Genomic DNA, 21,248 nt, shown 5'->3' on the forward strand with positions numbered 1-21,248 from the left:
AAAAAAATCGTTGTATAGCTGGGCTACGGAACTGTTTTTTTGAATAATTTTAGCAAAAAAGTACCAGTAGATTGGACTATTTTATATGTATATTTGGTATAAAATGCCAGGTATCGACAAAATGGCTTTGGCAGTTAGAAAATTTGGTAATCAAACTTATCTAACAGGAACGATGGTATATACTAAGAAAAATTTCAATTTCGACATGATGAATGCCATGATGATGAGAAGCATGAATACCAAATTATTAAACGGCATTTGAGCTGGCTACAAATTTTATATGGAAAAAGGCACAATTGTAGATGAAAAAATACCGTTGGATACTACAAAAATCATGATTATTGAATAATCGAAAATCAAAATGATGTCAAGCAAAATATTTTTAATTGTAAATGCAGTGCCTAATTCTGCAGACAAGACAAGTTTTCAGTTCTATTTATCACAAATAATCGAGGTTTTTGAACAATTTGAAGCGAGCAAAATGCAACGTTTCAAAAAAATAGACCAAGGCCACATAACCGCAATAGTATCTTTGAATTTCCAGATTTGGAATCCATACATAGGATGACTGCAAGTGAGGCTTTTAACCACTTAATGGATTAAGAAAAAAAGTCTATTTGCAAGAAGTAGATTTGATGATTTGCGAAACTTGAAAATAGCGGTTAATAGTAAAATTTTTATTTAAAATATTGATTTTAATATTGCTTCAAGCTCTTTATTAATAAGTTCATAAAAAAAGTAAATTGGAATGTTGTTTGTTTATTTATACCTTTGCACTTTAATTTTTTAAATGGTATGTTATTCAATCGACAATAAATTATTTTTTAATAATATTTATAACATAAAATTTAATTTTAAACTTCAAGAAAAAGTTAAAAATGAAAAAACAAAGTTTACTATGATCTATTTTGCTATTTTTGGCAGCGGGTGCATTTGCACAAGTAGGAGTTGGAACAACCAATCCGCAAGGTGTTTTTAATGTTGATGGGGCCAAAGACAACGCAACAACTGGAAATCCAACAACAGCACAGCAGCAAAATGATTTTATCATTACCTCTGCCGGTTCAGTCGGTATTGGTACTTTATCTCCGTTGAACAAATTAGTCGTAATGGGGGTAGATGCACAACCCTCCGCATTAAGTGTTAATCAAACCAATGCCATTTTTAGAATTGATGGAGGTACCAATCATTCGCTAGACATGGGTACAATGTCAGTTACACCTTATGGGGCTTATATCCAAACCCAAAACAAAACTGCCACAACTACTTTACCATTATCACTAAATCCAAAAGGAGGAAATGTAGGGATTGGTACTTTAACACCCGCAAAATTATTGCATGTTCAAGATACTGGGACATCGTTAATTGCCTCATCGGGCAATAATGGTATTTTAATATCTGGAGCTACTACTGGCGGGGCTAGAATTATATTGGAGGATTTGAATGCAGGAACAGATCTAAAATCATCAGCTATTATCAATTTGAATGGCAAAACCATTTTTGGGGCATCTTTAATTGATGATGGTTCAACATTTGTAAATGCAGTAGGAATAACAATTTTACATAATAATGGCAATGTAGGCATAGGTGTTGGTACTCCTTTAGAAAAACTAGAAGTTAATGGTAATTTAAGATTTAACGGGACGCTCATTGCTAATGGTACCTCTGGAACTGATGGACAAATGTTGGTATCTAAAGGTTCGAGCACAGCACCACAATGGACTACTATGACAACAGCCAATTCACAAAACATTTACACTGGAAATGGTACCATAACTAATAATAGAGATATTACTGTAAATGATAAAAACATCAGCTTTAATGCAACCACGGGTAATTTTATTTTTAATCCAAGCTCAACAGGTAAAATGGGCATCAAAACAGCATCGCCTGTTGGGCTACTTTCAAATACAGCAACAAATATACTATCATCGGGTAGCTTAGCACAGGCACCAAACCAAGCACTAGCTTGGGCTACTTCATCAGGAGCTAGTTCAGCTTGGGCAGCGGCTGTGTATAATGCAGCTACCTCAAATGGTGGTGGATTGTTAGTCAAGTCGGCTACAATTACAGACAGCCCTGTTTTTGAGGTGGCTACTGGAAATGCATCAGACAAAGACAACGCTGGAGTGTCTGGAGCTACTAGATTATTTTCGGTTTCTGGAACAGGCAACGCTAGAGTAACTAATAATTTGGAAGTAGATACCAATACCTTTTTTGTTGATGCCGCTAACAATTATGTAGGTATTGGAACAGCTAGCCCCGCTAAAACACTTGATGTAAAAACAGCCCTTGAGTGGGGAGGCATACAAGTTACCAATACTGGAGCAGTAACCACAGGAGCAGCACAATTAGTACTAAAAGGCAGCAGATCATGGGCTTGGCAAAGTAATAGTGCTGGAAATGGTAATGGAAATGGTTTCTTGCAATTGGTAGATAATGATGCTTCAAATGCTGTTCGATTGAGTATTACCGATACAGGAAATTTTGGAGTAGGAATCATAACACCAACTAATAAAATGACGGTAAAAGGGACTAACAACCAACCGTCGGCACAAAATGTAGATGCTACCAATGCTACTTTTCGAATCGATGGCAATTCAAACCATGCTTTAGATTTTGGAACCTTTAGTTCCTCTCCATTTGGTTCCTATATTCAATCACAAAATAAATCTGGAACAACAGGTTTGCCTCTAGCATTGAACCCAACAGACGGAAATGTAGGTGTTGGAACAGCCAATCCAATATCGAAACTAGATGTCCAATCAGCTGTAAAAGAAGTTGCAAGATTTACAAGTAGTCAAACATTAACAAATTTTGGAAGTATAGCAATAGGAAACAGCTCAGGAGCTTGGACAAAGTTAGCTGCAGGTTCTGGAGCATTTGCCGTTAGAAATTACAGCACAGATGCCACTGTGTTGTATGCAGATTTAATTTCAGGAAATATGGGTATTGGAACAACTAGTCCGTCGGCTAAATTACATGTAAATGGCGATATGAATATTTCTAATGTTCCAGATGTTTTAGGAACAGATGTGTCAAATAAATTGGTGATAACAAGTAGTGGCGAAGTTAAAAAAGAACCTAATAAGAATGTAACCGTTACAGCAACTTCTTCAGCAGGATCTACATCAAGTTTGATTACAATTCCAACACAATTTAATGCAAGCTATGAAGTTATTATTACTACGGGTAATGGTTGTGGTTACAGTATTGTGTCTAAATTTTTATTAACAGGCTCAACACCAAATAATACTTGGGCATTGAGGCATAATGTAAGCGTTGTAGGTAATAATGTTCCTGCTGACTATACTGTAACTCAAAATTCTAAGGCTAATATTGCTATGACAGTAGCTACAGCGGGCTGTCAGGACGGCGGTGATACAACGCAATTTAATTATACCATAGACGTTAATAATAATGGTGAACTGTCCGTTACAAATAATGGTAACGTGGACAGACAATATGGAATAAAATTAAATCAACTATAATGATATAGTTAATTAAAAGAAAAATAATTTCAAGCATAACCTAATATTAATGATGTTGATATTAGGTTATTTTGTTTTAATAAATCTAAAAAAATTATATTTTATATTCAATTTCAATAGATCAACAGCATCCCTCAATACAAATATGATCATATCATAATAGATTTGGTATTACTCTCAAAAAATAGCATTTTCAAAAAATGAACCCAATTTTGGTTTTTGATATTTATAAAAAATATTGTATTTTTACACAAAAAACAAATTCTTTTTTTGAAATGACTTTTACCTATCCAAAATCTGAGCGATTGAAAAGCAAAAATACGATTGATTTATTGTTTTCAAACGGAAAATCTGTTTCAAAATACCCTTTGAGGTTGGTTTTTGTACCTACACAAAACCAAGACAACCAACCAATTATAATGGGAGTTTCGGTATCCAAAAGGTATTTTAAAAAAGCGGTCGATCGCAATTATTTCAAACGAATACTTCGAGAAACCTATCGAAAAAACAAATCTATTTTGACGGCAAACTGTTCCAAACAATACAGCATGATGTTGTTTTATCAAACCAAAGACCGCTATACCTATTCGGAAATAGAAATAAAAACCCAGCAAATTTTTGAAAAATTTATTCAAAATTTAAACGAACATACGGACATAGCACATACCATTTAATTAAAAAAAAACAAAAATGACTATTCAAAAAAAATACATATTGCCAATTATAGCATCAGGCTTGTTTTTTATTGGTACTGCTTTTAAGGATAATTTTTTTGAAATTGCCAAGCAAATAGAAATATTTACGGAGTTGTATAAAACCCTTCATTTGAATTATGTAGATGACGTAAATCCTGCCGAATTGATGGATAAGTCTATCAAAAATATGCTTTCGGATTTGGATCCATATACTAATTTTTATAATGAACAAGAGGTGATAAAGGCTAGAATTTCGCAAGCAGGAGCTTATACATCCATTGGTGCAATTACCGAAAGAAGTGATGGGAAACTAATTGTAAAAGAAGTTTTTAAAAACTATCCTTCGGATAAAGCGGGTATAAAACCTGGCGATGTCATTGTCCAAATTGGCGATGTTAATGTATCTGAGTTTAAAAACGATGTTTCGCAATTATTGCAAGGTTCTAAAAATACCAAATTGCAAATCAAATACTTACGACAAGGCATTATCCAAAGTACCAGCATTACGTTGGACGAAATACCTATCAAGGCGGTACCTTATTATACGACAATGAATCAAAAAATTGGATACATTGTTTTGTCGGCTTTTAACGAAAAAACGACGCTCGAAACCAAGCATGCTCTTGAGGAATTGAAAAAAAAGGGGGTCGAAAAAATTATTTTAGACCTTCGAGGCAATCCTGGCGGGTTGTTGAACGAAGCTGTAAATATTTGCAATTTATTTGTTCCAAAAAACGAAATTATTGTTACTACAAAATCCAAAATAGAACAGTATAATACCGTTTACAAAACTGATAAAGAGCCAATAGACACCGAAATTCCATTGGCAATATTGGTAGATGGCAAAAGTGCTTCGGCCTCCGAAATTGTATCGGGAGCATTGCAAGATTTGGATAGAGCTGTAGTAATAGGCTGCCGAAGTTTTGGCAAAGGATTGGTTCAGCGCTATTTTGAAACCCCTTATGGCACCCAATGCAAAATTACAATTTCCAGATATTATACCCCTTCCGGACGGTGTATTCAGGCATTGGATTATTTGCACAAGGACGAAAATGGAAAAGCCATTAGAACAGAGGCTAAAAATTATACAGCTTTCAAAACCAAAAAAGGAAGAACCGTTTATGACGGTGGAGGCATTTTGCCCGATATTGAGTTGTCTGAATCAAAAAGAAGTACCATTGGCGAATTATTATTAAAAAACAATGGTGTTTTTGATTTTGCAACCCAATATTATTATCAACATCAAAATATTGGAAATGCCATGCCCGAAATTACATCAAAAGATTTTGAAGATTTTAAACAATTTTTAAAAAAATCGAATTTTAATTTTGATACAGAAAGCGAAAAGGCATTGAAAAAAACCCTTGAAGCGGCTCAAAAAGAGCACATTGAAACAGCCATCAAGCCCGCATACCAACAGCTGTATCAAGCCATTCAAAAAAGTCAGGAACAATTATTAGAAGACAACAAAGAGGAAATAAAAAAGTTATTGCAGGACGAAATTATAAAACGCTATTATTATAGCGAAGGGCTTTATGAATATTACAGTCAAAACAATGTTGAAATTAAAAAGGCCATGGACATTTTGACAAATTTGGAAGCATACAACCGCATTTTGAAAAAATAAAAAAACAACAAGCATGAAAATCAAAATAGCCCTCCTTTTTTTTTGGCAAATATTCCTTTTGCAAGCTCAAGAAGAAGCCGTACAATCTGTTTATTTTCAATTTGATAAATTCAATTTGGACGACAAACAAGCGGCTGATGTGATTAATTTTATAATAAAATCTGATACTAGCAGAATAGCCTCTGTACAAATATTTGGTTATTGCGATGATAGAGGACAAGACGCATACAATTTTAAATTGAGTAATAACCGAGCCAACACCATCAAAAACAAGTTGATAGACAACGGCATCAAAAACAAAATCATTGTTACAATTGAAGGCAAAGGACGGGTGTTGATAGACGATGACATTGTAGAAAATTTACCCGAAATTAGATCCAAAAACAGGCGGGTGGATGTGGTGTTGAACTTGAAACCACTACCCAAACTTAACATTCCGGGGTTATACAATACCATCAAAAAAACTCACACTGTAGGCGATAGGATTTATTTAGAAAAAGTGTATTTTGAGAAAGGCAGTAGCCAATTAACATCAGAATCTGTAAAAGAGTTGTATCAAATAGCAAGACAATTACACAAATTTAAAAATTTTGATTTTGAAATTCAAGGACACGTTTGTTGTACGCCTCCCTATCAAAAAGAAGCGATAGACAAAGATACCAAAAAAAGAGGATTGTCTAAAAATAGAGCCGAAGCTGTATATAATTATTTCATTTCTAAAAATATCAATAAAGACAGAATGACTTTTAAGGGCTATGGAAATACCAGACCTTTAAACAAAGGATCGGAATATGATAGGCGGGTAGAATTGGTGATTACTAAAACTTATTAATTAACATAAAATCAATGATTTGCATTATTTTACAATAATTTAACGATAAAAACACGTTTTTTTATTAAAAATTCGCATCTTTGTCTTGAAAAAAATATCAAATTTACTTTCGTCATGAAAAATTACAGAAACACTATATTTTACTTGATCATAACAGGCGGTTTTTCTGCACTCATGTATTGGATTCTAACAAAAGGGAAGTCGTTAGAAATAGGTAAATTTAGTGCTTCAACAAATACAACAAATGATTATTGGAATGATTTTATGGCCTCTATGCAACACAATTTGCACCATCCATTAGCCATTTTATTAGTACAAATCATTACCATCATATTAGTATCTCGTTTTTTTGGTTGGATTTTTAGAAAAATTGGACAGCCCTCTGTAATTGGCGAAATTATTGCGGGTATTTTTTTAGGACCCTCGCTCGTTGGTATGTATTTTCCAGAATATTCTGCGGCATTGTTTCCTACGGAATCTTTAGGTAATTTACAATTTTTAAGTCAGATTGGGCTTATACTTTTTATGTTTGTCATTGGTATGGAGCTTGATTTGAAAATTCTAAAAAATAAAGCAAACGATGCTATAGTAATTAGTCATGCTAGTATTGTCATTCCGTTTACACTTGGTATTGCTTTGGCTTATTTTGTATATTACCAGTTTGCTCCAAAGGGAGTAGCCTTTTTATCATTTGCGTTGTTTATGGGAATATCAATGAGTATAACAGCCTTTCCTGTTTTGGCCAGAATTGTTCAAGAAAGGGGTATTCATAAAACCAAGTTAGGTGCCATTGTAATTACTTGTGCAGCCGCAGACGATATTACAGCATGGTGCTTGCTTGCGGCCGTAATTGCCATTGTAAAAGCAGGATCGGTATTGAGCTCTATTTATGTAATGGGGTTGGCTTTTGGTTATGTTTTGGCCATGTTGTTTTTAGTAAAACCTTTTCTTAAAAAAATTGGAGAACTGTATGGCGACAAAGAAAAATTAACCAAACCTGTTGTGGCTATTTTTTTTCTGACTTTAATAATGTCGGCTTATGCTACGGAAGTCATTGGTATTCATGCCTTATTTGGTGCTTTTATGTCAGGAGTTATCATGCCCGATATAGCTAAATTTAGAAATATTTTTATCGAAAAAGTTGAAGATGTCTCTTTGATTTTACTCCTTCCATTGTTTTTTGTTTTTACGGGTTTGCGAACTCAAATTGGACTTATAAACGATGTGTACCTCTGGAAAGTAACTGGGTTTATCATATTGGTTGCCGTTGTGGGTAAGTTTTTAGGAAGTGCTTTGGCTGCAAAATTTGTAGGGCAATCTTGGCGAGATAGTTTAACTATTGGTGCCTTGATGAACACCCGTGGATTGATGGAACTCGTTGTACTTAATATTGGATTAGACCTCAAAGTACTAACACCAGAGGTATTTACTATGATGGTAATCATGGCATTGCTAACTACATTCATGACAGGTCCGGCATTAAACCTTATCAATTACATTTTCAATACGAAAGACGTAGATGAAGATGAAGAAATTATCAATACATCGGATTTTAGAATATTATTGTCTTTTGGCAACAATGAAAAAGGCAAATCCTTATTAAAATTAGCCAATTGTTTGATAAAAAAACAACCCGAGACCTCCAAAATTACAGCCATGCACTTAACGCCTAGCGACGAAATGCACGCTTTTAATTTAGAGGAGGTTGAAAAAGAAAAATTTGGTCCTTTGTTAGAACAATCTAAAGTATTAAAACAAAAATTGACCACCATTTTTAAAGCAACAACCGATATTGAAACCAATATTGCCGAGGTAGCCAATAACGGTGAATATGACTTGCTGTTGATTGGACTTGGAAAATCCATTTTTGAAGGCACTTTTCTGGGTAAAGTTCTTGGTTTTACGACCCGATTAATCAATCCAGACAGACTTTTGGATAAATTTAAAGGCAAAGAAGGCTTGTTTGAAAATTCGCCCTTTGATGAAAGAACCCGCCAAATTATTTCAAAAACCAAAACTCCTATTGGTATTTTGATTGATAATGATTTGCAAGATGTTCAAAAAGTTTTTTTACCTATACTAAGTCAGGAAGATACTTTTTTGATAGACTATGCTCAAAAATTGATTTTCAACAACCAATCACAAATCACTATTTCGGATAGTCATAAAATTGTGAAAACCAATTTTGTATTACAAAGTGCCATTAGCTCTTTAGAAGAAAAATATCCAGACCATTTGGACATCAATAACAACAAAGAAATTCCAAAAGAACTGCTAGCCCATCACGACATCGTATTGATAAGTTTAGAAAGTTGGAAAAATTTAATTGACGCTCAAAGCAATTGGTTGAGCAATATTCCTTCGGTATTGATAATCAAACCTTAAGATTGAATTACTTGAAGTACTTCGTTAATGTTTTTTTGACTATTGCCAATGTATATTTTTCCGTTGATAATAAACACAGGACGACTCAAAAAAGTATAATGTTCGAGTAAATATTTTTTAAAATCGGCTTCGGTTAGCGTTTTGTTTTTCAAATCATACGTTTTGTATAAAACAGCTTTTTTGCTAAAAAGGGCTTCATAGCTTCCTGCCAATTGATACATTTGTTCCAACTCTATTTCAGAAATTGGATTTTGTTTGATGTCATGAAAAGTTAAAGAAATGTCTTTTGGCAACATTTTGATGATTTTTCTACAAGTATCGCAACTGGCCAAATAATAAATTTTGTTCATTGTTTTTTTCATGCAAAGAAAATAGTTTCTATTCAATAAAAATTAGTAATTTTATAAAAAAATAAAAATATGCAAGAATCATTTAAAATTACACAAACCAGCAGAAAAATTCTGGCTTCGTTTTTGGAGCAATATACGGTGGAACAACTCCATAAAATTCCAGACGGTTTTAGCAACAACTTGATTTGGAACATCGGACACGTTATTGTAACCGAGCAATTATTAGTTTACAAACTTTCAGGACTCCCCATGATGGTAACCGACGAAATGGTCGAAAAATATCGAAAAGGAACAAAACCCAGTGAAGAAATTACTGAAAACGAAGTGAAATTATTGCAAGAATTGCTGTTTGCTACCATAAATCAAACCCAAAAGGATTTTGAAAATGGCGTTTTTAAAAACTATCAAGAATACCCAACCTCCACCGGATTTGTTTTACAAAACGTAAAAGATGCCATTGCATTTAACAACCTGCACGAAGGAATTCATTTGGGAATTATTCTTGGATTACGCAAGTTTATATAAATAACTCCAAGTTACTGCTTCAAATTCTAACTAAGATTTTGAAGCAGTAAAAATTTCAAAAAAAGACTCCCAACAAACTGCATTTGCTGGAAAAAATTCAGGAAACTCAAACGCCCGATCAAGATCTGAAAGCTCAAATTGGGATTGTTTGACACTATAAAAAAGGTGTTGCTTTTTTAAATAGGTAGCCAAATACTCTTGTTCAAACTGCCCGGGAGTAGGTAGAAGCACCGCTTTTTTTTGCAATTGATACAAGTCCATAACTGTAGAATATCCCGACCTGCAAACCAGCAATTGGCTACTCAAAATGGTCCATTCTAATTCCTTACTAGTCATAAAATTATAATATTCGATGCAACCTATTTTTTCATAAGTTTGCTTAGCTTCAACAATGCCTCTTATAAAAATAACAGATCCGTCAAAAAAAGAAAATTTTTTTTCCAATTCCAATTCCAAGATAGTCCGTTGAGGCTCTGGCCCCGATAGCAAAACCATGACATCATATTTTTTTGAACAAATATGTTTTTCAAACCTCGATTGAGGTCCTAAATACTTGATAGGAAAATTAAAATTTTGTTGATGTCCTAGAGCTCCCGATAAATTTAGATGGTTTTCAAAATCAAAAATCCAACATTCATGAAACTGTTTGATGATTTTTTGATGAAAAAAACGAGTCAAAAAAGTTGTAAACCCCGAAAGAACTTGCAATTGATGTGTAAGATAAACCGAAGGAATTGTAGTGGAAAATACACCAAATCGGCTATCGGCTATTATTCCTTGCAAATCATAAGTAACAATCCATTCTTGTACCAATTGGTTTTCGAGTTGTACGGCTCTTGCAATTTGGGGTGCTTGTAGCAAAAGAGACCAACGCAAAAAAGCACCCTTTTTAGGATATGTAATGTGGTAGGAAGGCAATTCGAGAGTCAGAAGTTGAGGAAACTCCTTTTTTAAAAGCAACAGCGCCTTACCATCAGAAGCTAAAATAGGCGAAAAACCATGATCAATTAATGCTTTGATAATGGTTACACACCGTGTGGCATGCCCCAAACCCCAATAAAGAGGTGCTACTAAAATATTTTTTGGTTTTGGCATGGCAAAAGTGTTGGTTATCATTTGCAAAAATAATTTATTTTTATTTTCAAAAAATTGCTTAATTTTACAAAAAAATTATCGAATCATTGTGGGAAGTAAAAATAAGTTAAAAAGATTTAAAGAAAACGAAACATTTGAAAATGTTTTTCAACCAACAAGAGAAGAAGTTGTAAACAATTGTTTTGCTTTAAAAGGCAAATGGAATACTGATTTTTTCAAAAACAACAACCCCTTGATAGTAGAATTGGGTTGTGGCAAAGGCGAATATGCAGTGGGTTTAGCGCAAGAATATCCAGACAAAAATTTTGTAGGAATAGACATCAAAGGGGCCCGATTTTGGCGTGGGGCAAAAACAGCCGTAGAAACAGGATTGCATAACGTAGCATTTGTTAGAACACAAATTGAATTGATTCATCACATTTTTGAAAACCAAGAAGTAGATGAAATTTGGATTACATTTCCTGATCCACAAATAAAATACAAACGAACCAAACACAGAATGACCAATGCGGAGTTTTTAAAATTATACAAAAAAATTCTTAAACCCGATGGAATTGTAAATTTAAAAACAGATTCCGAATTTATGCATGGCTATACCCTTGGATTGCTGCATGGCGAAGGTCATGAGGTGTTGTATGCCAATCATAATGTATATGAAAATCATGGAGCACCAAAAGAGGTTACTAGCATCCAAACTTTTTATGAAAAACAATATTTGGAAATCAAAAAAGCCATTACTTACATTCGATTTAAAATCAAATAAATGAAAGAAATAATTCCGTTTTTATCTGGATTTATTTCAGCTTGTATAGGTATTGCCTTGCCAGGATTAATCAATATGACCGCAGCAAAAGTAAGTCTTAAAGACGGTAAAGACAGAGCCATATCGTTTGTGAGTGGTGCTTTGATTGTTATAGTGATGCAAACATTGTTAGCGGTATTATTTGCTCATTATATATACAATAGACCACATGTTATTTATGTTTTAAGAACCATTGGAATGGTTATTTTTTCCCTATTAACCATTTATTTTTTAGGCATTGCCAAAAAGCCAATGGCCAAAAAAGAAAATATCAAAATCAAAAGCAAAAAAAGCCGTTTTTTTCTTGGCATGTTGTTGTCTGCTCTCAACTTTTTCCCAATTCCATATTATGTTTTAATAGCCACTACGCTGTCTAGCTACCACTATTTTACTTTTAATGATGTGTCGATATTACTATTTTTATTGGGCGTTGCATTAGGTTCCTTTTTGGTTTTTTATATGTACATTCTGTTCTTTAAAAAAATAGAATCTAAAACGGATTTTTTCTTTAAAAATATGAATACAATTATTGGCTCCGTTACAGGAATTGTTACTTTGATAACCATTTATAAAATGTTCTAAAACAAACAGCAATGGAAGCTAATTTTTTTGAAAAAGTATATATTGTTGTAAGACAAATTCCAGAAGGTAAGGTAACTACTTATGGTGCTATAGCCAAGGTTCTTGGGGCGGCCAAATCGGCACGAATGGTGGGTTGGGCCATGAATGCCTCACATCAATTAGCAGATGTACCCGCACACCGAGTAGTAAACAGAAAAGGTTTGCTAACAGGCAAACACCATTTTGACGGCACACTTTTGATGCAACAACTTTTGGAAAACGAAGGCATTCAGGTAGTTAACAATCAAATAGTCGATTTTGAAAACGTTTTTTGGGAACCACAAATAGACAAATAAAAAATATTTTTGTATCATAAAAAATATTATATTTGCAACCTTAATTAATCGAGGTCGAGTACCTCAAAATTTAATCCATAAAGATTATGTCAGTAAAAATCAGATTACAAAGACACGGAAAAAAAGGAAAACCTTTTTACTGGGTTGTTGCAGCAGATGCACGTTCAAAAAGAGATGGTAAATACCTAGAAAAAATTGGTACTTACAATCCAAATACTAACCCAGCTACAATTGATTTAGATTTAGATGCAGCAGTAAAATGGTTGTTCAACGGAGCACAACCAACAGATACTGCAAGAGCCATCTTGTCTTACAAAGGAGCCTTGTTGAAACACCATTTAGAAGGTGGAGTTCGCAAAGGAGCTATTACTGCAGAGCAAGCTGAAGCTAAATTAGCCGCATGGTTAGAAGCAAAAGCCAGCAAAGTAGATGCTAAAAAAGACGGATTGTCTAAAGAACAAGCCGCTGTAAAAGCCGCCGCTTTGAAAGCAGAACAAGAAGTAAATGCAAAACGTATTGCAGCAGCTCAAGAAGCAGCAGCAGCAGCAACAGCCGCTCAAGAAGCAGCCGCAGCTACTGAAGAAGCAGCTACTGAAGCAACTGACGAAACGACTGAAGCATAAATTTAAAAAAAAAGCGACTTATGCGTAAAGAAGATTGTTTCTATTTAGGTAAAATCGCTAAAAAATTTAGTTTCAAAGGCGAAATTCTGATGTATTTAGATACAGACGAGCCAGAGCTATACGAAAATTTGGAATCAGTGTTTGTTGAATTAAACAAACACTTGGTTCCTTTTTTTATTGAAAACGCATCCTTATACAAAAACGATTTTTTAAGAGTACGGTTTGAAGACGTACAATCGGAAGCCGATGCCGATGCTATAATGAATTGTGGCGTTTATTTGCCATTACAAATGTTGCCCAAACTATCGGGCAATCAATTTTACTTTCACGAAGTAATTGGTTTCGAAATCGAAGACCAACGACTTGGAGTTTTTGGCATTATCCAATCGGTAAACGACAGTACTGCACAAGCACTTTTTGAAGTTTTAAATGGCGAAATCGAAATTCTAGTGCCCATAATCGACCATTTTTTAGTACAAGTCGACCGAGAAAACAAAAAAATTATCATGAACTTGCCCGAAGGCTTAGTCGAAATGTATTTGTAATATCAAATATATTTTATATGTATATTTGGTATAATCAACCCCCCCCGTTCAATACCATTTCAACACTTTTATATATTTGCATCACATTATAACTTACTGCCATAAGCCAAATCTCCCGCATCGCCCAATCCAGGAATAATGTACTTTTTGTCGTTCAACTTATCGTCGATAGAAGCAATCCACAAATGAACATGACTTGGCAACACCGATTCCAGAAAGGCTATCCCTTCAGGTGCAGCAATCACCACTGCTATATGAATCTCGTCAGGTGTGCCCATTAGCTTTAACTGATTTAAAACCGCAACAATAGACTGCCCTGTGGCCAACATCGGATCCAATAAAAGTAGTGTTTTGTGTGCCAAATCTGGAATAGCTTCATAACCAACTTCTATCTCAAAACCATCTCCAACATGTTTTCTAAAAGCAGCAACAAAACCATTCTCCGCTTCATCAAAATAATTCAAAAAACCCAAATGCAAAGGCAAACCCGCTCTCAAAATAGAGCAAAGCACTACTTCATTGGATATCAAATAACTACTTTTGATGCCCAAAGGCGTTGTTACCTCACAATGGTCAAAATCGAGTGTTTTGCTTATTTCATAAGCCATTATTTCGCCAATTCGTTCCAAATTTCGCCGAAACCGCATACGGTCTTTTTGTGCGTCAACACTCCTAATTTGATTCAAAAAATGATTCAAAATACTATTTGATGTAGATACATGATGGATTTGCATAATTTGTTATTGATATTAAAAAAAATAAACTAAAATATTGAGATTTCAAAAGTATAAAACTATATTTGTATTTCAAATCAAAAATTATGTTTTCTAAATTAGCTTATAGCATCTTCGAACAAAGCATCGCAGATTATCATCAATTTGACAATGTCGATCAACCCATTCAAAACCCTTATTCCAAAAATGATTTTGAACATTTATTATACCACAAAAATTGGATAGACACCGTACAGTGGCATTTTGAAGACATCATCAGAGACCCCAATATCGATCCCGTAGCAGCACTAACCCTCAAACGCAGGATAGATGCTTCAAATCAGGAACGAACAGATATGGTGGAATATATAGACAGTTATTTCTTGAAAAAATACCAACATGTTGCGGTAAAAAACAATGCCAAAATCAATTCCGAAAGTCCCGCATGGGCTTTTGACAGATTGTCCATTTTGGCCCTAAAAATCTACCACATGAAAGAAGAAGTAAACCGTCCAAACGCCACTTCAGATCACAAAGACAAATGTCAGGCCAAACTCAATATTCTGCTAGAACAACGCACAGATTTATCGTTGGCCATAGACGATTTGTTGCAAGATATTGAACATGGCGACAAGTTTATGAAGGTATATAAACAAATGAAAATGTACAACGACGAAGAGTTGAATCCTATTTTATATCAAAATAAATAATCAATAGCTTGTTGGTTTCAGGTTTTGTTTTAGAACCAATTTCTAAAAAAAAACAACAACAAGCCAAAAGCAACTATTTTTTTGGGCGTTCCCCTACGGGTCGGGCTATTCGTTCTAATCTTTTTTTGGGTGGGCACGGGCAGAAAAAGCCCGCACCCACCCAAAAAAAGGATTTCCACTGCTATCCCTAACGCAAAATGCGGTAATAATAACATTCAGCCTATTTTATACCTCTATTGGGTATTAAATCAGTATCTAACTTTTTGTATTAATTTTTATACAAAAGCACCCTTTAAACAATCAAATCGAGTCGGGGAGTGGCTCATTGGGAACTATTTTGTAATCCCATTTATACTTTTTATGATTGTTGCCAATAGCGGGTATTAACACTCCAATGCCTGCTAATACAATGCCTGGCGGTACTAATAACAGCCCATAACCACCAACTGCAATACCCGTAACAAAGACAACCGTGCCAACAACTAGGTAAATTCCAGAGAGTAGGGCCGAGGTTAAGGACATACTTCTGATTTTTGAAATCGACTCTATAGGAATGTTTATACCATCAATAGCAATGGTACTGTCGTCTATAATTACCAGACGGCCTTTATACGTTTTGCCGTCTGCAGTGGTAATTTTTACTCTTTTATTGGCTCTAAAAAAATCAGTTTCGTCGTCTGTTTTGCTCGACAAAAGCACCCCTTTTTGTTGCGAAAAAACAACATGGGTTGTTAAGAGTAGTGCTAAAATAATTTTTAAAAAAATGTTCATCATGGTTTTAATTTTTAAAATTGTAATTTTTTTTTTTGTACTAATTTATAGTGTGAATTTAATGTTTAAAATGGTATTTGATGCCCATTGAAGTAAAATGCCAAACCATCAAAACGTTACTATCATTTGTTGTTGTTCAAATTTAATTGTTCATTTTGGTCTATGATACTTCCGCTGTCAATAACCTATTTATTGTTGATTTTTTCCCATTTGCCACCACAAACCCCATTAGCCACACAATGATTTGAAAGGGTATCCAATTTAAAATAGGCTTCATAATAATAACCATTGCTACGGAACTCGAAACTTTTGGACAAAGCACATTCGCTTAACACTATTGCAATAACAAAAAACAGATTTTTATTGTTTTTTACCAAAAACAACACGTTTTATTCCGAAATTGATTAATATATTTTGGGTATAATAGTTTCTTTTAAAAATAAAAGTTTCGCTACTCCCTTTGTATCCCCCAAAAAAGTATCCTTCAACATCGGTATAAACGATATATTTTTTATCAATCATATAATTTAAACCTATTCCTAAGTTTATGTTCAAATATGATTTTGCATAATCATTGGTGTATGTATAATTGCTTTCTGTTTCATGATTCCATGCTAAACCAAGTTTTGCACTTGGATAAAATTTAGAATCAATATTAGAATTTAAGTTAAAATGAGCATTTATAGGAATACAAATTACGCTTCCGTCAAAATGACCATATTCTGGTTTGTATCCATTTGTAAACGAAACACCTGTTTTAATATACTTAAATCGTGCAGTAATACTGAATTTATCATTCAAAAAATATTCAGAAATGAATCCCGATTGAAACGAATTTTTAGGTTCATTTAATTTGTAACCTAAAATGGTATTACTACCCATTTCTATACCAAAATACCATTGCCCCTTTGGATTGACAACTGTTTTTTTGTTTTGTGCCGTGGATAAAGTTCCAGTGATGCATAGCGATAACAAGAGTGTTTTTTTTATAAGCATTTTGACTGATTTAAAAAAAGCCGTTTTTATACAAACGGCTCGTTATTTTAGTTTATTGTTTTGTGAAATTGATGTCTTGATAAAAATTATCATAAGTAATTTTAGCGATATAATATCCTGACGGCAGGTTTGAAATATCATGAATGCTTGGATTACCACTAATAGTCTTAGTCCCAAAAAGCATTCCAGATTGATTGTAAATCCGTGCAATTATAGGACTTGTTGTTGAAGGATATAAACTAGCATTTTTTAAAGAAAACACCAATGTACTTGAAACAGGAATTGGTGTAATTTGATAAAAATTGACCATCACAGGACCTGCGGGTGGCAGCGTGGTACCGTCCGTCCAACTAAAATTTTTCCATGCACTCCAACAGTTGTTTGATTTTACTCTACATCTGAATTTCAAAGGATTGTTTGTTGGGTTTGCTCCCGTTACATAAAGGTTTGCTTGCGAGCCAGTAGCAGCTGTTGCAGTGTAACCGTTTGATCCATTAAAGAAAAAATTGCCCGATATTTTTTCCCACTGCCAGTCGGAATTGATTGGTGTATAATTACCCAAATTGGCACTCAAATTATAACTCAAATAATTATTATTTGCACCACCACTCAAAGCACAAGTAGCATCTATACTACCAGAATCATAACAACCATTTATAGTAGGTTGCAACGTTCCTAGTATGATTGACCTCACGTTAGTAAGACCATTGCTAAATGTTGCTGTGATGCTACTAGACGGATTTGTAAATAATGCTTTGACAGTAATACTGTAATTATCAGAACTGATAATTTGTAAATCGGGTGTTACAGCCCAATTTGAAACAGGACTTGGTATTTTGCAAATGTCATACGTAAAAGTAGCTGTTGTGTTTATACACATTGCAGAAGGTCCAGACAAAGCATTTGCGGGAATTGGAAAATAAGGTGCTTGGGGATTACCCGCTAATTCTTTCAATAACCACTTCGCACTTTCTTTTGTAAAAGAAGTATGTTCTGTATTTTTACTTTCACCATAATAACTATCAAAAGGAGTTTGTCTATTTGTTGAGCAAAGTAGATTGATATTTAATGGATTACTCCAGTTTTGATTGGGTTGTAAATGTGCTAATGCAGAAAATGTACTGATAAAAGAATTACTTTCTACATATTCATTTTCCTCTGTGTAACTTCTATATCCAGCTTCACTTGCACCACCTTCTATCGATTCTCTTAATTTTTTACCAAGTTTTAAAAAGCCACCAGGTACTACATCAAGACTTCCTCTAATGTCTTGATTATTTACATTCAAAGTCCATCTTGGATGTGGCAAACATGGATTACAGTTTAATCCTGTTAATGGATTCCAATGTAATGAGAATGCTGTAGTTTGTCCATCTCCTTTAAATACAGTTCCTGTTGAGCCGTAACTTGGGCAAAAAACATCTTGGAAACGAGCCAATGTTATGGTAGAACTTTGAAAAGGCCAAAGACCTCGAATATAAATTTTTGTTCTTAAAAAAGTTTGTCCTTCATAGCCTTGTTTTGTTCCTGTTAGTGAACCATTGGTCATAGCAATTTTTCTAAATGATGTGTTTGATACTGGATAGCCATTTGAACCTGCCACACCATTTGCATTTAAGGCATTATAATAAGTATTGAAATAAGATGAGCCTAATAAATTATGATTGGGTGAAGTTCTGGCATATTCAAAGTTGGTAATACTCATTTGCTGACCTGCAACTGAATTTAGATCGTTGTATTTTTCTACTGCTGATTTATTTCCCATTGGGTCTGCCATGAACCAAATATTGGCTTGAGCCCCAACTGGAATATTTGCTCCCAAATGGGGACTATCGACACTTACCCAAAGTCGTGCATTGTGTTTCCAACTACTATCTCCTGTTTGTGCAAATTTCTTTTCCATATAGGCCAGTGCATAACGGGTTATTTGTCCGCCCATACTTGGACCAATTAAAACCAAACCATTTGTGCTTCCTGCGGTGGTTTGCAAGGGTTTTACATAACTTCTAATAAATGCAACCAGTGTTTTGGCATTTCGTTCTATATAATCGGCACCGCCATCTACTTGCACCATATTTGGGCGGGTTTCAAAATGACCTGGAAACGGAATGGGAACAAAAACCTGTTTGGTTGGCTGTGTAGGATGCACAAACTCATAATTGGGCTGATTGATGACGATTACATCGTAACCCAAGGTGCGTAATTCTTGCATTAGATTAATTGGACCAGGTGCTCCACTGGATAAAATGCCTTGATAAATCATCGAATCCTCAATTGATTCATGGCTTATGGGGTTGAAGGCAACAGTAATCATGGGATTGCTGCCAAAACCATTAAAAGTTATTTTTTTGTTCTCGTTAAAACATTTTGGGTCGCTTTCGCAGTCGCAATCTTGAACTTTTCGTTTGTCGCCAGGGTCAAAACCATCAACAATAATTATGGGTTTTAGCATTTTTTTGGAGGTATTGGCATAGGCATAAAACACGGTATATTCAATTTGTCCTTTGAATGATAAATCGCCAGTATTGTATCCTGCAAAAGCTTCGGTTGCAGCAATTTCGGCAGTAGATGATGGAAAGATACCTTTGTCCCGAAGGGTTTCGGTACACAAAGTAGCCGTTGTTCTGCTATAATTGGCAGCCTCTACATTTACATAAAGGGTTGCATAGGTGGTAATAACAGAATTGTCAGTAAATGTGGCAATAAAAGTTAAAGTTTTAAGACCAGAATTAGGATAGACCACATTTTTTGAGTTGATCAAATAACTACCATTACTGATAATTGCAACTGCGGTATTGGTTGCGGAATCTTCAAATTTTACACTTAAATTTTTAATGGCAGTAGTAGCGTTGTTAAAAGTAAAATAATCGTTAAAATTGAAACTGATGCTGCTGCCCGAAACAACATTTTTTAAAGGAGAAGCGACCAAGATTTTTTTAGCAATAAACGAAGTTTTTCCTGCAACAGCAACGAATTGATTGTTGGTTACTGTTATCCCCGATAGTGCAACATTATCTTCATTGATATTGAGTCGATGAAACGAAGTGTTGATAATGCCAATATCAACTGCATTCGGAATAGTAGTTCCAGCGATTCGGAGTTTTAAAGCATCAGAATTTATAAACAAGGATTGGTTTGATGCTTGGTGCAATTCGGATAAGGCTTGAACAAAATGTTTGTTGTTGGAAATATTATTTTCAGTCGTGTTATAGTTGGTAAGATTAGAAAAATCTACAACTTTGTCTAATAATATGCCCGACGAGATCTGGGCAGTTGGTAAATTGGCGAGCATCACGGGCCAATTGGGATGCTCTTCGATTGCGGTAATTGTTGAACCGTTTTGGGCTGTGATTTTGCCTACTGCAAAAAACAGCAATACTGTAATGAAAATTTTTTTCATAGTTTTGTAAAGATTAAATTAGTGAATTTTTTAGTGAATTTTTATTGTTTAATTATTGGGTACTATTTGGCGTAGTACCCTTTTTTATTTAAGGAAATGTTGCATTTGGGAGTGTGTTCAAGTTTAAGTCAAACCTTCCGTCGGTAATTGTTATAAAATCATTAGGATTGTCATAGCGAACAAACTTACCTTTGAAATTTCCAGATAAAATCCAATTTCCAGTTAAACTACCATTAAATCGGGTTATCTTTATTTCTCCTTGATTTACAATTGAACCGTAATAAGCATAGTTTGATATATTAGCATCCCATATCTTAAAATAAATATGATCAATTAAAGCACTATCAATGCCGTCATGAAAATTGCTATTAAATAAAGGGTAAATACCAATTGCATTTACTAAAAGTTCTTTGAAATGAATTGTCATTTGAAATCCGACAGCACTTTTGCCATCTTTAACAACAATTTCACTCCATGGTAGTGTGCTACTTCCAGTATAAACTAAACCATGCCCAGAAGGGCCAGTAAGCGTACCAGTTGGATCTCTTGGGATGTACACCTTGCCGTTTATGGTAACACCAAAGGTGTTGGCTCCCATCTGGGTTTCGGGTGGTAGTTTTGATGCTTCAGTTTGAACATCGTCTTTGGAGCAGCCTACAAGTAACAATGTTGCTACAAGAGTTAAAATTTGTTTTTTCATTTTTTTTAGAATTAAAATTAATTTGAATAGAGATAAATCATTTTGGTAATTATCATTTTTTTAGGAAGAAT

21 protein-coding genes are annotated in these 21,248 nt (G+C 34.4%); 14 read left to right on the forward strand and 7 right to left on the reverse strand.

Features of this window, described 5'->3' with window-relative positions:
* Positions 1-103: 103 nt before the first annotated feature.
* The 7 genes from B0A58_RS16325 (at position 104) to B0A58_RS00445 (ending at position 9,030) form a co-directional block, all read left to right on the forward strand.
* Positions 104-262 carry a hypothetical protein gene (locus B0A58_RS16325; RefSeq protein ID WP_165766265.1) on the forward strand — a complete coding sequence of 53 codons (159 nt, stop codon included), beginning with the start codon at positions 104-106 and terminating at the stop codon, positions 260-262.
* A gap of 99 nt (positions 263-361) precedes the next feature.
* A complete protein-coding gene (locus B0A58_RS00420; protein WP_133063041.1) occupies positions 362-568 on the forward strand; it encodes a hypothetical protein in 207 nt (68 codons plus the stop codon).
* Positions 569-908: 340 nt separating this feature from the next.
* Positions 909-3,491 carry a beta strand repeat-containing protein gene (locus tag B0A58_RS00425; RefSeq protein ID WP_133063042.1) on the forward strand — a complete coding sequence of 861 codons (2,583 nt, stop codon included), beginning with the start codon at positions 909-911 and terminating at the stop codon, positions 3,489-3,491.
* Positions 3,492-3,766: 275 nt separating this feature from the next.
* Positions 3,767-4,165 carry a ribonuclease P protein component gene (gene rnpA, locus B0A58_RS00430; RefSeq protein WP_089079450.1) on the forward strand — a complete coding sequence of 133 codons (399 nt, stop codon included), beginning with the start codon at positions 3,767-3,769 and terminating at the stop codon, positions 4,163-4,165.
* A 16-nt stretch (positions 4,166-4,181) separates the two neighbouring features.
* Entirely contained in the window at positions 4,182-5,813 is a 1,632-nt protein-coding gene (locus tag B0A58_RS00435) for a S41 family peptidase (RefSeq protein WP_089079411.1), read from the forward strand.
* Positions 5,814-5,826: 13 nt separating this feature from the next.
* On the forward strand, positions 5,827-6,645 hold the full coding sequence (locus tag B0A58_RS00440; RefSeq protein WP_089079412.1) for an OmpA family protein: 819 nt from the start codon (positions 5,827-5,829) through the stop codon (positions 6,643-6,645).
* Between the two features lie 114 nt (positions 6,646-6,759).
* Positions 6,760-9,030, forward strand: a complete 2,271-nt coding sequence (locus B0A58_RS00445) for a cation:proton antiporter (protein WP_089079413.1) — start codon at positions 6,760-6,762, stop codon at positions 9,028-9,030.
* Here B0A58_RS00445 and B0A58_RS00450 read toward each other — a convergent pair.
* Positions 9,027-9,380: an arsenate reductase family protein gene (locus B0A58_RS00450; protein ID WP_014082878.1), complete on the reverse strand. Its 354-nt coding sequence runs from the start codon at positions 9,378-9,380 to the stop codon at positions 9,027-9,029. The genes B0A58_RS00445 and B0A58_RS00450 overlap by 4 nt on opposite strands.
* Positions 9,381-9,449: 69 nt before the next feature.
* Between B0A58_RS00450 and B0A58_RS00455 the strand changes: the two genes are divergently transcribed.
* Positions 9,450-9,905 (forward strand): DinB family protein, encoded by a 456-nt coding sequence (locus tag B0A58_RS00455; RefSeq protein WP_089079414.1) that lies wholly within the window; start codon positions 9,450-9,452, stop codon positions 9,903-9,905.
* Positions 9,906-9,935: 30 nt separating this feature from the next.
* Here B0A58_RS00455 and B0A58_RS00460 read toward each other — a convergent pair whose 3' ends face one another.
* Entirely contained in the window at positions 9,936-11,000 is a 1,065-nt protein-coding gene (locus tag B0A58_RS00460; RefSeq protein WP_089079415.1) for a glycosyltransferase, read from the reverse strand.
* A gap of 88 nt (positions 11,001-11,088) precedes the next feature.
* Between B0A58_RS00460 and trmB the strand changes: the two genes are divergently transcribed.
* The 5 genes from trmB to rimM all read left to right on the forward strand — a co-directional run bounded on the left by trmB (position 11,089) and on the right by rimM (position 13,887).
* Complete coding sequence (gene trmB / locus B0A58_RS00465; RefSeq protein ID WP_014082881.1) at positions 11,089-11,763, forward strand: tRNA (guanosine(46)-N7)-methyltransferase TrmB; 675 nt, start codon at positions 11,089-11,091, stop codon at positions 11,761-11,763.
* A complete protein-coding gene (locus tag B0A58_RS00470) occupies positions 11,764-12,384 on the forward strand; it encodes a LysE family transporter (RefSeq protein ID WP_089079416.1) in 621 nt (206 codons plus the stop codon).
* 11 nt (positions 12,385-12,395) lie between these two features.
* Positions 12,396-12,719 carry an MGMT family protein gene (locus B0A58_RS00475; protein WP_014082883.1) on the forward strand — a complete coding sequence of 108 codons (324 nt, stop codon included), beginning with the start codon at positions 12,396-12,398 and terminating at the stop codon, positions 12,717-12,719.
* Between the two features lie 86 nt (positions 12,720-12,805).
* A complete protein-coding gene (locus tag B0A58_RS00480; RefSeq protein WP_014082884.1) occupies positions 12,806-13,342 on the forward strand; it encodes a 30S ribosomal protein S16 in 537 nt (178 codons plus the stop codon).
* A gap of 20 nt (positions 13,343-13,362) precedes the next feature.
* Entirely contained in the window at positions 13,363-13,887 is a 525-nt protein-coding gene (gene rimM / locus B0A58_RS00485; protein ID WP_089079417.1) for a ribosome maturation factor RimM, read from the forward strand.
* 86 nt (positions 13,888-13,973) lie between these two features.
* On the opposite strand, the gene upp is transcribed toward rimM, so the two are convergent.
* Entirely contained in the window at positions 13,974-14,621 is a 648-nt protein-coding gene (upp, locus tag B0A58_RS00490; RefSeq protein WP_089079418.1) for a uracil phosphoribosyltransferase, read from the reverse strand.
* An 86-nt stretch (positions 14,622-14,707) separates the two neighbouring features.
* Between upp and B0A58_RS00495 the strand changes: the two genes are divergently transcribed.
* Entirely contained in the window at positions 14,708-15,310 is a 603-nt protein-coding gene (locus B0A58_RS00495) for a DUF4254 domain-containing protein (RefSeq protein WP_014082887.1), read from the forward strand.
* Between the two features lie 300 nt (positions 15,311-15,610).
* Here the strand turns inward: B0A58_RS00495 and B0A58_RS00505 are convergent, their stop codons facing one another.
* The 4 genes from B0A58_RS00505 to B0A58_RS00525 form a co-directional block, all read right to left on the reverse strand.
* Positions 15,611-16,084: a hypothetical protein gene (locus tag B0A58_RS00505; RefSeq protein WP_014082888.1), complete on the reverse strand. Its 474-nt coding sequence runs from the start codon at positions 16,082-16,084 to the stop codon at positions 15,611-15,613.
* A gap of 357 nt (positions 16,085-16,441) precedes the next feature.
* A complete protein-coding gene (locus tag B0A58_RS00515; protein WP_089079421.1) occupies positions 16,442-17,077 on the reverse strand; it encodes an outer membrane beta-barrel protein in 636 nt (211 codons plus the stop codon).
* A 52-nt stretch (positions 17,078-17,129) separates the two neighbouring features.
* The gene (locus tag B0A58_RS00520) at positions 17,130-20,477 is read right to left on the reverse strand and encodes a T9SS type A sorting domain-containing protein (RefSeq protein WP_089079422.1); all 3,348 of its coding nucleotides are present in this window, start codon (positions 20,475-20,477) and stop codon (positions 17,130-17,132) included.
* A gap of 88 nt (positions 20,478-20,565) precedes the next feature.
* A complete protein-coding gene (locus tag B0A58_RS00525) occupies positions 20,566-21,177 on the reverse strand; it encodes a hypothetical protein (protein WP_089079423.1) in 612 nt (203 codons plus the stop codon).
* Positions 21,178-21,248: the final 71 nt, after the last annotated feature.

Source organism: Flavobacterium branchiophilum NBRC 15030 = ATCC 35035 (genome assembly GCF_002217205.1).
Classification (GTDB): Bacteria; Bacteroidota; Bacteroidia; order Flavobacteriales; family Flavobacteriaceae; genus Flavobacterium; species Flavobacterium branchiophilum.